Here is a 15,120-nt window from a genome sequence, read left to right on the forward strand (position 1 = left end):
CCCTGAATTTCCCCCTGATCACTCCCATATCTGGTACTTTTTGAGGGGAAAAAAGTCCAAAAGTCTTATCCAACAAGGTTTTTAGATTTATTCAGCAATCCCTAAGTAGGTAGGCGTTAAAAATTATCAGACACCACCCTTATTAAGGTAGGGTTGATTCATGAATCAACCCTACTATGAATCAACCCTACTATGAATCAACCCTAGGACTAAGGGGGGATCGAACCTAAAATCCATTTTAAATTTAATTATAACCAGCTACTTATATTAAAAGTAACTCCTTCGTAAATTTCCTGAAAACTGAGAGCAAAATTGACAGAAGTTAAAGATAAACTGGCATTTTCACCCTCGTATTCCGTTAATAACCATTTATTTTCCTCAGTTTTGTTATACTGCATGATATATGGACGACTTTGACTAATGAGAATATATTCTTGCAATTCTGGCAGCGAACGATAATAAAGAAATTTATCGCCCTGGTCATAATTTTGAGTTGATTTTGAGAGGACTTCTACTATTAATCTGGGATTGGTAACAGTTGTCTTGCCAGTTTCATAATAAATCGGTTCACCCTCAATTAGCATCACATCGGGATAGGTTGCTTGACGATATTGCGCTATCCATAATTTCACATCACCGATAAAAATATTATATTTCTGTTCTTTGAGGGCAAATTTTAAATAAGCGGCAAAATTGAGAGCAATTTTATTATGATCGGTAGTGCCTCCTGTCATCGGTACGATTTCCCCGTCTTGATACTCATTTTTATAGGCTGCCGTTTCCTCTAGTTGTAAATATTCGGCAAAGCTATAGGTACTTTTATCTGTTGCTATGGTCATAATTTAAGTAGCTGGTTATAATTAAATTAAAAATTTATTTTAGGTTCGATCCCCCCTTATTAAGTAGGGTTGATTCATGAATCAACCCTACCCTTAATAGGGGGGCATCTGAAAGTTTTTAATACCTACCCACTTATTGATTAGCTCTCTCAATTGATTATAGCAATTATTATACTGGTGAGATACAAAAAAGTTACCAGAAATTAGCTATATTTACCCCAGCAAAAGATAACAGCTATCTTAATAAGACTCTTGAAAATTTTTAGCCAGCAACTAAACCAGAATTTGATCTCTCCCAAATGTGGGACAATTGACAAAGAACTAAGAATTGTAGAATCCCCCCATCATGACCTCGGAACTATCGAAGCAATACGATCCCAAGATCACAGAAACGAAATGGCAGCAATATTGGGAAAATCAAGAGATATTTACAGCAAACCCCGAAAAAGGCGGCGAAACCTACTGTATAGTCATCCCCCCTCCCAATGTTACCGGTAGTCTCCACATGGGTCACGCTTTCGAGAGTTCCTTGATTGATACACTTGTTCGCTACAAGCGCATGACCGGCAAAAATACCCTCTGGCTGCCCGGGACAGATCACGCTAGTATTGCAGTACAAGCTATACTCGATCGCCAATTAAAAGCCGAAAAAACCGACCGTTATCAACTAGGAAGGGAAAAATTCCTCGAACGCGCTTGGCAATGGAAAGAGGAGTCCGGTAGTACCATTGTTAATCAACTGCGACGCTTGGGGGTATCCGTCGATTGGACGCGGGAACGTTTCACCATGGATGAGGGACTTTCCCATGCTGTCCGTACTGCTTTTATCAAACTCTATGAGGACGGATTAATCTATCGCGGTCAATACTTAGTTAACTGGTGTCCCGAATCCCGGTCGGCCGTTTCCGATTTAGAGGTGGAAAACAAGGACATTGAGGGAAATCTCTGGTATTTTCGCTATCCTCTTAGCGATGGTAGCGGTTATCTTCAAGTAGCCACCACAAGGCCCGAAACCATGCTCGGTGATACTGGTGTAGCTGTCAACCCGCAAGACCGCCGTTATCGCCATTTAATCGGCAAAACCGTCACTTTACCGATAATGGGGCGAGAAATCCCCATTATTGCCGATGAATTGGTGGATCCCGAGTTCGGTACCGGTTGCGTCAAAGTTACGCCGGCCCACGATCCCAAGGATTTTGAGATGGGTAAACGCCATAATTTAGCCTTTATTAATATCATGAATTTAGACGGCAGTTTAAACGAAAATGCCGGAATATTCGCAGGTCAAGATCGTTTTGTTGCCCGCAAAAATGTCGTTAAAAAACTCGATGAAGATGGCTTTTTAGTTAAAATTGAAGCCTATCGCCATAGCGTCCCCTATAGCGATCGAGGTAAAGTTCCCGTGGAACCCCTTTTATCTACCCAATGGTTCGTTAAAATCGAACCTTTAGCCACAAAAGCTTTAACCTGTTTAGATCAGGAAAACTCGCCCCGTTTTGTGCCAGAAAGATGGACAAAAGTTTATCGCGATTGGTTAGTTAAACTAAAAGATTGGTGTATTTCTCGACAACTGTGGTGGGGTCATCAAATTCCCGCTTGGTATATTATCAGTGAAACTAACAACGAAATTACTAACCATACTCCCTTCGTCGTTGCCCAGGATGAAACCTCCGCTTTAGCCAAGGCCAAACAAGAGTATGGAGAGGATATAATTATTCAACAAGACCCCGATGTTTTAGATACTTGGTTTTCCTCGGGATTGTGGCCATTTTCGACTATGGGATGGCCAGAAAAAACCCTTGATCTAGATACCTATTATCCCACGACAACCCTCGTCACCGGTTTTGATATTATCTTTTTCTGGGTGGCAAGAATGACGATGATGGCGGGCTATTTTACGGGACAAATGCCTTTTAAAGATGTGTATATTCACGGTTTAGTTAGGGATGAAAACGGCAAAAAGATGTCTAAATCTGCCAATAACGGCATCGATCCCCTAATTTTAATTGATAAATATGGAACCGATGCTTTACGATATACCTTAATTCGAGAAGTGGCAGGAGCAGGACAGGATATCAGTCTGCAATACAACCGTAAAACCGATGAATCGGAATCCGTAGAAGCGGCCCGAAATTTTGCCAATAAAATTTGGAATGCTTCCCGTTTTGTCATGATGAATCTGGAGGGAAAAACCCCAGAAGAATTGGGAGAACCAGTTTTAGAAAATTTAGAATTAGCTGATCGCTGGATTTTATCTCGTTATCATCAAACAGTACAAAAAACTAGAGATTATCTAGAAAATTATGGCATGGGGGAAGCGGCAAAAGGTCTATACGAATTTATCTGGCGCGATTTCTGTGATTGGTATATCGAGTTAGTGAAAACTCGTTTATGGAAGGATAAAGAATCGGTTTCCTGTGCTACAGCTAGGCAAACTTTGGCTTTTATCTTGGCAGGGACATTAAAATTATTACATCCCTTGATGCCCCATATTACCGAGGAAATTTGGCATCATTTAACCCAAGAAAATCAGCAGGTTTTGGCCTTAGAAACCTATCCAATAGCTGATAGTTCTCTGATCGATCTAGATTTAGAAAATACTTTTGAGTTATTAATTGAAAGTATTCGGGTGTTGCGTAATTTGCGGGCCGAAGCAGGGATTAAACCGGGGGCAACGATCACGGCAATTTTACAGACAGAAAACAGCCAAGAATTAGCTATTTTGCAACGCGGACAAGTGTACTTAAAAGACCTGGCCAAGATCGAAAACTTAATTTTGACGGCCAAATTAACCGAGGAAGTCAATCAAGCGATCGCTGGTGTTGTCGCTACGGTAGAAATCCTCATTCCCCTGTCCGGATTGGTTGATATATCGGTATTGGCCGGGAAATTAGCGAAAAATTTAGCTAAAGTAGAAGGGGAAATCAAGAGTTTGAGCGATCGCCTGAATAAACCTAGCTTTGTTGAAAAAGCTCCAGAAGCTTTAATCCAAAAAACGAAGCAAGCTTTAGCGGAGGCCGAAAAACAAGCCCAAATTCTCCAAGAACGCTTAAAACGCCTGCAATAGTTATTTTGTACTAACCAAGTCCAGTAGCCTAGAGCAAAGCTACTGCGATCGAGATTATCGAAAATTTGGGTTTAAAACCCCGTCGTAGAACGACGGCTTTTCTTGATCCCTGATATAAGTGGGGAGGCACAATTATTTGTAGGATGGGTTAGCGGTAGCGTAACATAATCGGGCGTTGGGTTTCATGCTTCAACCCGACCTACGTTCATCTGTCTCCTGTCTCGACTAGGAAATTAATTTTGCACGACTACTGAAATAAACAATCAAAATATTGTTTATTTCTTTTTGTTGCGATTGAGTATTTATACTGAACTTTTGTCCCTAGGATTTCTATAATAGTGTTAGGACAGCTAAAAAGTTAATTTGCGATTCGTTGACTGGGTATATGTAGTCAAGCTCGACATTTTTATAACAGTTCTAGTCACAATTATCTGGTAAAAGTGTGGGTGATTTTTGTAGGTTAGTTTCCGACTAATCTCCGCTCGGTTTTGCTTGGAATCACAGCTAAGAGAAGGGGTAGATTATGAGTACTGATTATTCTCTATTATTTGATGGGACTGATGACTATGTAAGTATTCCCCATAGTTCAAATTTAAGTTTGACGAATTTTACGATTGAAACTTGGGTAAATCCTGGTCAAATTAAAGGTGATTGGCAACCGCTTGTTACCAAAGAAGAGAGTGATGGGTGGCCAAGAAATTATGGAATGTTTATTACTCCTAATGCGATGACAGTTCATTTTTCTTTTGCCGCAACGAATGGATATAATATTTATAGTAATAGTCAAAGTTCTTTAATATTAAATCAATGGAATCATATTGCTATGACCTATGATGGGTCTAGTTTAAAGTTTTATCTCAATGGACAATTAGATGCGAGTATCAATACAAATGCTATTCCTCTACAAAATACTGAACCCGTAAAAATAGGGAAAGAAATTAGTGCTTATACTCCCTTTGCAGGAAAAATGGATGAGGTTCGTATCTGGAATAAGGCGCGAACTCAAGCTGAAATTCAAGCAGATATGACCCATCCGTTAACGGGAACTGAAACAGGTTTAGTGGGATATTGGCAGTTTAATGAAAATGCAGGAAATACTGTCACTGATTTAGCTGTAAATGATAATAATGGGACTATTTTAGGTGGAGCAGCTTTTACTTCTGGGGTATTTACTCCGGGGACGTTTGTGTTTAGCCAGCCGAATTTTACTGTAAAAGAAGGGGGAATAGGAATTAAAGAAGTTACCATTAATCGGATTGATGGATTAGGTGGAGAAGCGAGCGTTACGGTTGATTTAAGTGATGGTCTTGGGGTTTCTGCTGCTGATTATGATAATACTCCCATTGTGGTTAATTTTGCTAATGGAGAGACGGCTAAAACAGTATCAATTCCTGTTACAACTGACACGGTTAATGATGCAGGAGAAACAATTAATTTAACTTTGACTAATGCTACAAATGGCGCAAGTATTGGCAGTCAAGGCACAGCAAGTGTGATGATTGTTGAAGATGCGGCGTTGTCTTTTGATGGGGTTAATGATTATGTTCAAGTAAATTTGAATGAACCTGAAACAGAAGTTACTCATGAACTCTGGTTTAAAACCACTAACCCGAATGTGGGATTATTTTCAATAATGTCAGCAGACGGGGGATATGACCGAGCAATTTATCTTTATCAAGGTAATCTTTATACTCGTCTTTGGTCTAATGAAGTAATTGGTAGTACAGGCATAAATTTAGCTGATGGAAATTGGCATCATGTAGCGCATACTTTTGGCACTTCTATTGGAGGAGAAAAATTATATATAGATGGTCAATTGGTTGCCAGTGGAACTAAAGCGCAATCTGATTTTACTTGGCAAGATAAAATACTAATTGGTTATTCAATTGACGCACCTGTTGACTTTTTTCAAGGTCAAATTGATGAGGTTCGTATCTGGAATAAAACCCGAACTCAAGCTGAAATTCAAGCAGATATGAATCATCAGTTAACGGGAACTGAAAGCGGATTAATCGGTTATTGGCAGTTTAATGAGGGAACGGGAAATACTGTTACTGATTTAGCTGGAAATGATAATAACGGCACAATTTACGGCGCGACTTGGACAGAAGGATTTTTTGGTAGTAGTGTTCTATCCTTGAGTCAACCTGAATACAGTATCCGAGAAAATGGTACAGCCAGTGTTCAAGTAACCGTTATTCGGACGGGGGGATTTAGTGGCGAAGTTAGCGCGACACTTAATTTAAGTGGGGGGACTGCAACGCTATCTCAAGATTATAGTCAGAGTGCAGTTACTGTTAATTTTGCCAGTGGAGAAACGCAAAAAATTGTCACGATTCCGCTAATTGATGATTTTGATATTGAAGGGGATGAGACGGTTAATTTAAATTTAAGTAATCCGACCAATGGCGCAATTATTGGGGAACAAAGCACGGCAGTATTAACGATTAAAGATAATGATTTTAATTCTCAACTGATCAGAATTGTGGTTGCTAATGACGTAAATACTCTAAGTACAAGTTTAGCCACTCAAAGTCAAGCAATATTTGCCGTAAATGTTGCAAACTTTTTGACTGAGGGAGACTCAGATAAAGATCTGCTTTTGTTTGAACATTTTGTTGATCAAAATCATGACTTTTCTTCAGGAGTAGAGTCCGCCCTTGTAAATGCTGGATATTCAATTACAGTTACTACTGATTATTCAACTCCCTTCAATGACTATGATGGTATTTTTGTATCTCAATCTTTTCCGAGCATCTTCTTAGATAATGCTGATCTTATCGATTTTGTTGAATCTGGTGGAGGAGTGTATCTTGCTGGAGGTCGTAGCTCAACAGCAACTATAGAGGCGGCTGGATGGAATACATTTTTGAATCACTTCGGATTAGGCTTTGTACCAATCTACAATCAGATTTATGGAAATATAACCATTACAAGTTCTCACCCAATTTTTAATGGAGTCTCTGTTTTAGGCAATGGTAACGGCAACTCGATCATCAACCTGGGAACCAATCCGAATGCTGAGATTGTTCAGTCCTTTGGTACGCAAGGCTTATATGCTGTAGTTGATGTTCCCTTGTCAAATGCTGATTCTAGTGTAATTGCTTTCAGTCAAGCTAATTATTCTGTCAAAGAAGACGGAACACCTATCACCGAAATTACTTTAACTCGTAGCATTAATACTCAGGGACAAGTCAGCGTTACCTTGACTCCTAGTAATGGTACGGCAACCTCACCATTAGACTACAATAATACATCGATTACAGTAACATTTGCTGACGGTGAAACCGAGAAAACTATCACTATACCCATTGTCAAAGATACTGCTTATGAAGGTAACGAAACCGTAAATTTAACCCTCGGTAATCCTACTAATGGCGCAACATTAGGAACACAAAAAACTGCTACTTTAACTATTGTTGATACTCCGATTACTTATTATCTAACTACGGCGACAACTTGGACAGATGCACAGGTACAGGCGCAAGCAATGGGAGGGAATTTAGTTACCATTAATGATGCAGCAGAAAATCAGTTTTTAGTCAATGCTTTTGGTAGTAATGAATCATTTTGGATAGGATTTACTGATGCAGTACAAGAAGGAGATTGGAAATGGATTAATGGTGAACCTGTTACTTATGTTAATTGGTCTGTTACAGAACCAAATAATGTAGGAAATGAGGACTATGGGATTATTAACGATCCTTACGATCCTGGTCCTAGCGAAAAATGGTATGATTTGCCAAATAATCCGCCTTCTCATTTTCCTCCTCAATTAAAAGGAATTATCGAAGTTCTCAATGGAACATCTACCATTTCTATCGCTGACACAACCATTAATGAATCCCAAAATCAAGCAACTGTAACAGTCAGATTAACAGGAATTAGTCATCAAACCTTTACCGTTGATTATAGCACCAATGACGGAACAGCCAAAGCAGGAGAAGACTATACTGCTGTCAATGGAACATTAACTTTTAATGCAGGAGAAAGTCAAAAAACTATCACCATTCCCATTAATAATGACTCTAATTATGAAGGTAATGAAACCCTTACCCTTAATCTGTCTAATCCTATCAGTGGCGCAGTTTTAGGAACAAGTACAGCCACAATCACTATTATTGATAATGACGTTTCCAGCAACCCCACCGAAGGAGATGACACCCTTTACGGAACACCAGGAAATGATACCATTGACGGATTAGGCGGAAATGACCAGATTTTTGGACTAGCAGCAAACGATAATCTCTTGGGTGGAATCGGGAATGATACCCTTAACCCCGGTTTGGGAATCGACACCGTAAATGGTAACGATGGAAGTGACTTACTACTCCTCGATTACTCTACCCTAACCAGCAATATTACCTCTACCAATACGGGTACAAGTGGCACAATCACCACTACTAATAACAGCGTCACCTACACCAACATCGAAGCAATGAACGTTCAGGGTGGCAGTGGCAATGATACTATTTACGGAACCTCTGGCAACGATACCATCTTTGGCAACGGTGGTGCAGATTACCTCATTGGTGGTGACGGCGATGATAGTCTCGATGGTGGCGCAGGTAATGATACCCTCTATGGTGGGGCAGGAGATGACACCCTCAATGGTGGTGTGGGAGATGATAGCTTTAACCTAGGTGTTATTAACCTGAGTAGTACAGGTACAGTTATTGGTGGCGATGGGGATGATATCTTTATCTTCTATGGCCCCTATACTGGTATCATTGACGGCGGTGGCGGTAACGATCGCATTGACATAGCACCGGGTTATTCTGGAAATATCATTTTCCCCGCAACTATCACCGGCATAGAAAGCGTAATTGTACCCGGAAGTGGTGGTAACGACTACCTCATCGGTGACGATGGTAATGATTCCCTCAATGGACAAGGCGGTAATGATACTCTAGAAGGACGCGGCGGTAATGATAACCTTTTAGGTGGTACAGGCAACGATGTCATCTACACTGGTTTAGGAATAGATACGGTAGATGGGGGGGAAGGCATCGACCATCTGATCGTAGACTATTCTAGCCTAACAACTCCAGTCTCCTCAACCTACAGCAATGGTTCAGGGAGTATCAACACCACTGATAACCAAGTAACCTACGATCGCATTGATAGATTAACCTTAATCACCGGCAGTAATCAAGATTTTTTGGCAGGAACAACCGGCAGTGATAGCCTCGATGGACAAGCAGGTAATGATACTCTTTTAGGAGTTGATAGCCATAGCCTCACCCCGGGTCTTAATGAAATTGATACAATGACGGGAGGAACAGGCAGCGATCGCTTTATACTAGGTGATGAAAGTTGGTGGAGCTACGATGATCGCAATCATAGCAGTAATGGTGCCACAGACTACGCCCTAATTCAAGACTTTAGCTCGATCGAAGATATCGTACAACTGCACGGCGACAAGAGTTATTATCGTCTAGAAACCGTCAATAACGATACCCATCTCTACCTAGACCAGCCGGTGGGTGAACCAGATGAACTTATCGCTATTTTCGCCAATCTTACTGGTTTAGAACTGAACTCGGAGGCTTTTGTCTTCATTGCTGCCGCTATAGAATTGCCGCAAGTCAGTCTAGCGGTTAATCCCAGTAATGTCAATGAAAACGGTTCACCGAACCTTATCTATACCTTCACTCGCACTGGAGACAAAACTAATTCTTTAACCGTTAACTTCAACGTCAGTGGAACGGCTACTTTCAGCAATGACTACACCCGTAGCGGGGGGAATAGTTTTAGTGCAACAGCAGGTTCGATTACATTTCTAGCCGGCTCATCCACCGCTACCCTGACCCTCAATCCCACCGCCGATAATATCGTTGAACCCCATGAAACCATTGGCATTACCCTCACCAGTGGCACAAGTTATACGATTGGCACAACCGCAACCGTGACAGGCACAATTAGCAATGATGACGGAGATCCCAACAACAACGAACTCATCGGCGGTAGTGGCAATGATAGCCTCGGCGGACTAGCAGGTAACGACACAATTATCGGTAATGCCGGCAATGATACCCTCAATGGCGGTGCGGGTGTTGATAGCTTGATTGGAAATGCAGGCAACGATACCTATATCATCGATGACCTTAACGATGTCATTGTCGAGAATGCCAACGAGGGAACCGATACCGTTCAAACTTCGATTAATTTCGACTTAACAGCAACCAATCTAGAAAATATCACCCTGTTAGGAACAGATAACCTCAATGCCACGGGAAATGGTTTCAATAACACCCTAATTGGTAATGACGGTAATAACCTACTGCAAGGATTAGCAGGTAACGATAATCTCGATGGTAAAGCAGGTAACGATACTCTCGTTGGTGGTGCTGGCAATGATACTTATACCATCGATGCCGGTGATACGATTGTTGAAAATGCCAACGAAGGAACCGATGCCGTAAAAGCGGGTTTCAGCTACATTCTCGCTAATAACCTAGAAAATTTAACCTTACTCGCTACAGGAAATATTGACGGCACCGGTAATAACAGTAACAATGGCCTGACGGGAAATAACGGCAATAACCGACTGGAAGGATTAGCAGGTAACGATAACCTCAATGGGGGACTAGGTAATGATACTCTCGTGGGTGGCAGCGGCAATGATAACTACACCATTGATGGGGGAGATACCCTGATAGAAAATCTTAACGAAGGAACTGATACTGTCACAGCTAGTTTTACCTATACTTTGGGAGACAACCTAGAAAACCTCAACCTCAGTGGCAATGCTGCTATTAACGGTACTGGGAACACCCTAAACAACAGTCTTAACGGCAATAGTGGCAATAATCTTCTTCTTGGGTTAGAAGGGAATGACTCTCTTGATGGAAAAGCCGGTAATGACACCCTCGAAGGAGGCGCTGGTGATGACGCTTATACCATTGATGCAGGGGATACAATCACAGAAAATGCTAACGCAGGAACTGATACGGTCAAAGTTGGATTTGCTTCCTATACTCTCACCGCTAATTTTGAAAATCTGACTTTAACGGGAACTGTAGCTATTGATGGGACAGGCAATAACAGCAATAACCTACTAACAGGAAATAACGCCGCTAACACCCTTACCGGACTAGACGGAAACGATACCCTGCTAGGCGGTAGTGGCAATGATACTCTAGTTGGGGGCAATGGTAATGATGTTCTCACAGGAGGTTCAGGACTCGAACAATTTGTCTTGAATGCACCGGGTACCGGCATTGACTCAATTACCGATTTCAAAGTAATCGATGATACCCTTGTGGTTTCTGCGTCTCAATTTGGGGGTGGATTGACGGTGGGAACAGCTATCGATTCTAGTCAATTCCGCATCGGCGCCGGAGCCACCACAGCAACGACTGCTGACCATCGTTTTATCTATAATTCCACCAATGGAGCTTTATTCTTCGATGCCGATGGTAGTGCCACTACAGCTATGGCGATTCAGTTGGCTACCCTCTCCCCACAATTAGCTTTAACTGCCGGTGATTTTATCGTTGGAGTTTGATAATAAAAAGTAAAGGGTTCTGGTATTGCTGATTTTAACTATGAATTATCTTATACCCCTGTATCATTCGTAAACAGAGGGGTTGAGTATCATCAATCCTTACCTCCTCTTGCCTAAAAAAGCCACAAACAGACAAAGGAAATATTACGACCAAACCCGTTTTATTCCGTTTTGCTGCTCACTCAAAACATCCTACAAGTTTTAACTCAAGTTCTCAAGGGGGAAGTTCTGGTTTTTTCCTATTTTGTCAAGACCTCGGTAGTTACGGTATTTTCCGAAAAATAGGGCAGTTTTCAGGCTACCCTAACCGGAAAATTAATCCCCAAAATGGGAGATAATCGCATCGGCAAATTCGGAACATTTCAGGGGAGGATTAACGGGAGGTTCCATCAGACGAGCTAAATCGTAGGTAACTTGTCGATTAGCGATCGCTGCTGCGATGCCTTTTTTAATCAAATCGGCCGCTTCTTGCCATCCCATGTATTCCAACATCATCACCCCAGAAAGAATCACCGAACCGGGGTTAATTCGGTCTAAACCGGCGTGTTTAGGGGCTGTACCGTGGGTTGCCTCAAAAATAGCGCAACTATCGCCAATATTCGCCCCGGGTCCCATCCCTAAACCACCGACGATCGCCGCTGCCGCATCGGAGAGATAATCGCCATTCAGGTTCATGGTAGCGAGGATCGAGTATTCATCGGGACGGGTTTGGATCTGTTGGAAGATACTATCGGCAATGCGATCGTTAACCATAATTTTATCTTTCCACTGGCCATGGCCGTGGGTTTCCCAGATAGCATCGAGAACACTGGTCACTTCTTGGCAGATTTTGGCTTTTTTCTCGTCCGTGAGGGCATCATAACCCGGTTCCACCATGCGGGCGTTATCTTCGATGCTCAGATCAGGGTTTTTCTCCTTATTGCTCAGGATCCATGATTCCATCTCGGTAACGCACACATCCCGGAATTCACTTTTAGCTAATTCGTAACCCCAATCCCGAAACGCCCCTTCGGTATATTTCATAATGTTACCCTTATGGACGAGAGTAACCTGATTTTTCGGTTTCGGTAAAGTCAGCGCTCGTTCGATCGCCCGGCGGACTAATCTTTGGGAACCCGTCTTACTAATCGGTTTGATCCCGATACCCGCATCGAGGGGAATTTGTTTTTTCCCGTGTTCGGGAGTGGCGGGAATTAGTTCCGTGTTGAGATAATTAATCAGTTTATCGGCGATTTCCGTGCCTTGTTTCCATTCGATGCCGAGATAGATATCCTCGGTATTTTCCCGATAGACGATGACATCGAGTTTTTCCGGGGTTTTATGGGGGGAAGGGGTTCCCGCATAGTAACGACAGGGACGAACACAGGCATAGAGGTCAAAAATTTGCCGCAAAGCCACATTCAGGGAACGAATGCCGCCACCGATCGGAGTGGTCAAGGGACCCTTGATGGCAATACCATATTCTTTAATCGCTGTCAATGTATCTTGGGGTAGATATTGATAGGTCCCGTAGATTTCGCAAGCTTCATCGCCAGCATAGACTTTAAACCAATGGATTTTCCTTTGACCAGCGTAGGCTGTGGCGATCGCTGCATCGATAACTTTTTCGGTTGCAGGCCAGATATCGACCCCCGTACCGTCACCACGAATGAAGGGAATGATCGGATCGTCGGGAACTAGAGGTTTTCCGTCAGAAAAAGTAATTGTCGAGCCTGTTGTCGGTGGGGTGATTTTTTCGTAGCTCACAGTCATGGGCTTCCAGAAACAGTATTTATCTATACGTTGGGAGTCTAGCGCCGTCAATATCTATACTCAGGGATTTTGGGTAATTTCTTAAAGATTCCTTTGCTGGCATCTCCGTCAAAACAACCTAGAGGAAAAGCCTGAAACCGAGACAGAGAGTAGGGTTAAGCCTAGAGCCGCCCGCCCGACGGTCAAATGTGTAGATACTTAGGGTTTGCTGAAAAAGCTTTTCCTGGGGGCAGGGTGTGGGGTGTGGGGTGTGGGGTTTTATCGATTTTCAGGTGGTCAACTACCTAATTTTCAGGGAAAAAGTCCAGGAATTTTCCCCCTGATCACTCCCATTCCAGGACTTTTTGATTGACAAAAAGTCTAAAAGTCTTACCCAACAAGGTTTTTAGATTTATTCAGCAAACCCTAGTTATCGCTGTTCTATCAGTGTTGAGGATTCCCGTGAGCAACAATATAGAACAGCGTTAATCGTGCTTAGTTGTTCTATATTGACGGAACCTTTCATCAGCGATCGCATTTACCAAATCTTAGCCATTACTAATACAAACCCCGGCAATTCTGGATCACCACTAATGGTTTCAGGAGCATTTAAAATCTCCGGTTCTCGATGGGGACGATAAATATAGACTTGGCGATTTTGGCGATCTATTAACCAACCCAATAAAGTACCATTGGCAATATATTCCTCCATCTTTTTCTGCAAACTGGATACTGTATCACTAGCAGAACGTAATTCAATGACAAAATCGGGACAGATGGGGGCAAAAGAGGCTTTTTGTTTTTCTGTTAAAGCATTCCAGCGTTCTAATTTAATCCAAGCAGCATCGGGTGAACGAGTCGCACCATTGGGCAGCGTAAAACCCGCACTAGAATCAAACCCAAGCCCCGTCCCATCTAGTTCTGACCAACTCCCCAGTTGCACAGCTATATTAAGATTGCGATTACCCGTATCTGAAAAAGCAGGGGGCATAACGATCACTTCTCCACTAGCACTGCGTTCAATGCGTAAATCTCGATTGGCTAAACAAAATTCATAAAATTGCTCCTCCGTCATCGGCATAATCCAAGGAAGATCAATCATCAAAGGAGCCGAGGTCGCTTGTACAAGTAGTGTCGTCATATTTTCGCCCTACTCAAGAATTACACGAATTAACAACTGAATGCCCTTCAATCTTAACTTAGCTCTTGTCAACGGCATTATTGACTACTAAAAGATAGAAGGCGATCGCTCTTAACCTTGCTAAAGAAGCCTGACGGAGCGGAATGTAAATATTTATAAAAATGTAGCTTAAAATACAGTTTGTTTGGGGAGTGTGTGCTGTTTTGTCGTCCGTCTTTTCAGAAAAAGAAACCGCAAAAGTCTCCTAATACCATCAATAAAATCCGACAATTCCCCTTCATTAATTGGAGGGGTTTTTATCAGTTGTCATACTAAATCCGTTGAGTAACGCACAGAAAACGGGTTTCTCCGAGAAACCCGTTTTCTATTAATGCTTGGGGATAGTTTTTCCTAGCTTAGGGGTATTGAAAGTTTAATTTTCCCTGAATCTTTCTAACAGTTCTGAGCGAGATAAATTAGCCAGAGAAAGAAGTAAACCGGTGCGTTCCGAGATAGGAAGTTGGGCAATCTGTCCCACCAGACTAGATAATTCTGCATCTAGGCTGCCAAAGCGTCCTTCCAGAAGACTGGTTATCAGGGAATACCGTTCTTCTAAACTACCTCGTTGTATCCCTTCTTGTATCCCTTCTTGTATCCCTTCTTGTATCCCTTCTTGTATCCCTTCTTGTTTCCACTCTTCTCGTTGTTTTAGATAAGCTGGTGATAGGTTCATAATGTCCTCCTGTTCTTCGGCACTTAAATTATCTCTTAATTCCAAACTCTTGCGCCAGTTGGCCAGAATTTCCAGTAAATTCTCTTGGAAAGGATTACCTTCAGGCAATTGCACTAATTC

5 protein-coding genes and 1 pseudogene are annotated in these 15,120 nt (G+C 42.1%); 2 read left to right on the forward strand and 4 right to left on the reverse strand.

The window, feature by feature from the left end:
* Positions 1-248: 248 nt before the first annotated feature.
* Positions 249-839: a Uma2 family endonuclease gene (locus PX482_RS25790; protein WP_002758653.1), complete on the reverse strand. Its 591-nt coding sequence runs from the start codon at positions 837-839 to the stop codon at positions 249-251.
* A 346-nt stretch (positions 840-1,185) separates the two neighbouring features.
* Here PX482_RS25790 and PX482_RS25795 point away from each other — a divergent pair, with 346 nt between their 5' ends.
* Together PX482_RS25795 and PX482_RS25800 are read left to right on the forward strand one after the other, a co-directional pair.
* Positions 1,186-3,906: a valine--tRNA ligase gene (locus tag PX482_RS25795; protein ID WP_002758654.1), complete on the forward strand. Its 2,721-nt coding sequence runs from the start codon at positions 1,186-1,188 to the stop codon at positions 3,904-3,906.
* Between the two features lie 523 nt (positions 3,907-4,429).
* Complete coding sequence (locus tag PX482_RS25800) at positions 4,430-11,416, forward strand: Calx-beta domain-containing protein (RefSeq protein ID WP_288094867.1); 6,987 nt, start codon at positions 4,430-4,432, stop codon at positions 11,414-11,416.
* Between the two features lie 315 nt (positions 11,417-11,731).
* Here PX482_RS25800 and PX482_RS25805 read toward each other — a convergent pair whose 3' ends face one another.
* From PX482_RS25805 to PX482_RS25815, 3 genes and pseudogenes are all read right to left on the reverse strand, one after another.
* Entirely contained in the window at positions 11,732-13,168 is a 1,437-nt protein-coding gene (locus PX482_RS25805) for an NADP-dependent isocitrate dehydrogenase (RefSeq protein ID WP_079206161.1), read from the reverse strand.
* Between the two features lie 517 nt (positions 13,169-13,685).
* Complete coding sequence (locus PX482_RS25810) at positions 13,686-14,288, reverse strand: Uma2 family endonuclease (protein ID WP_002758659.1); 603 nt, start codon at positions 14,286-14,288, stop codon at positions 13,686-13,688.
* A 412-nt stretch (positions 14,289-14,700) separates the two neighbouring features.
* A pseudogene (locus PX482_RS25815) lies at positions 14,701-15,120 on the reverse strand (hypothetical protein); the annotation flags it as partial.

It is taken from the genome of Microcystis sp. M53602_WE12 (assembly GCF_030065455.1).
GTDB lineage: Bacteria > Cyanobacteriota > Cyanobacteriia > Cyanobacteriales > Microcystaceae > Microcystis > Microcystis aeruginosa.

Excerpts from the sequence above, each read along its gene's own strand:
- PX482_RS25790 (WP_002758653.1), bottom strand. The coding sequence starts at position 839 with ATGACCATAGCAACAGATAAAAGTACCTATAGCTTTGCCGAATATTTA.
- PX482_RS25810 (WP_002758659.1), bottom strand. The coding sequence starts at position 14,288 with ATGACGACACTACTTGTACAAGCGACCTCGGCTCCTTTGATGATTGAT.
- PX482_RS25800 (WP_288094867.1), top strand. The coding sequence starts at position 4,430 with ATGAGTACTGATTATTCTCTATTATTTGATGGGACTGATGACTATGTA.
- PX482_RS25805 (WP_079206161.1), bottom strand. The coding sequence starts at position 13,168 with ATGACTGTGAGCTACGAAAAAATCACCCCACCGACAACAGGCTCGACA.
- PX482_RS25795 (WP_002758654.1), top strand. The coding sequence starts at position 1,186 with ATGACCTCGGAACTATCGAAGCAATACGATCCCAAGATCACAGAAACG.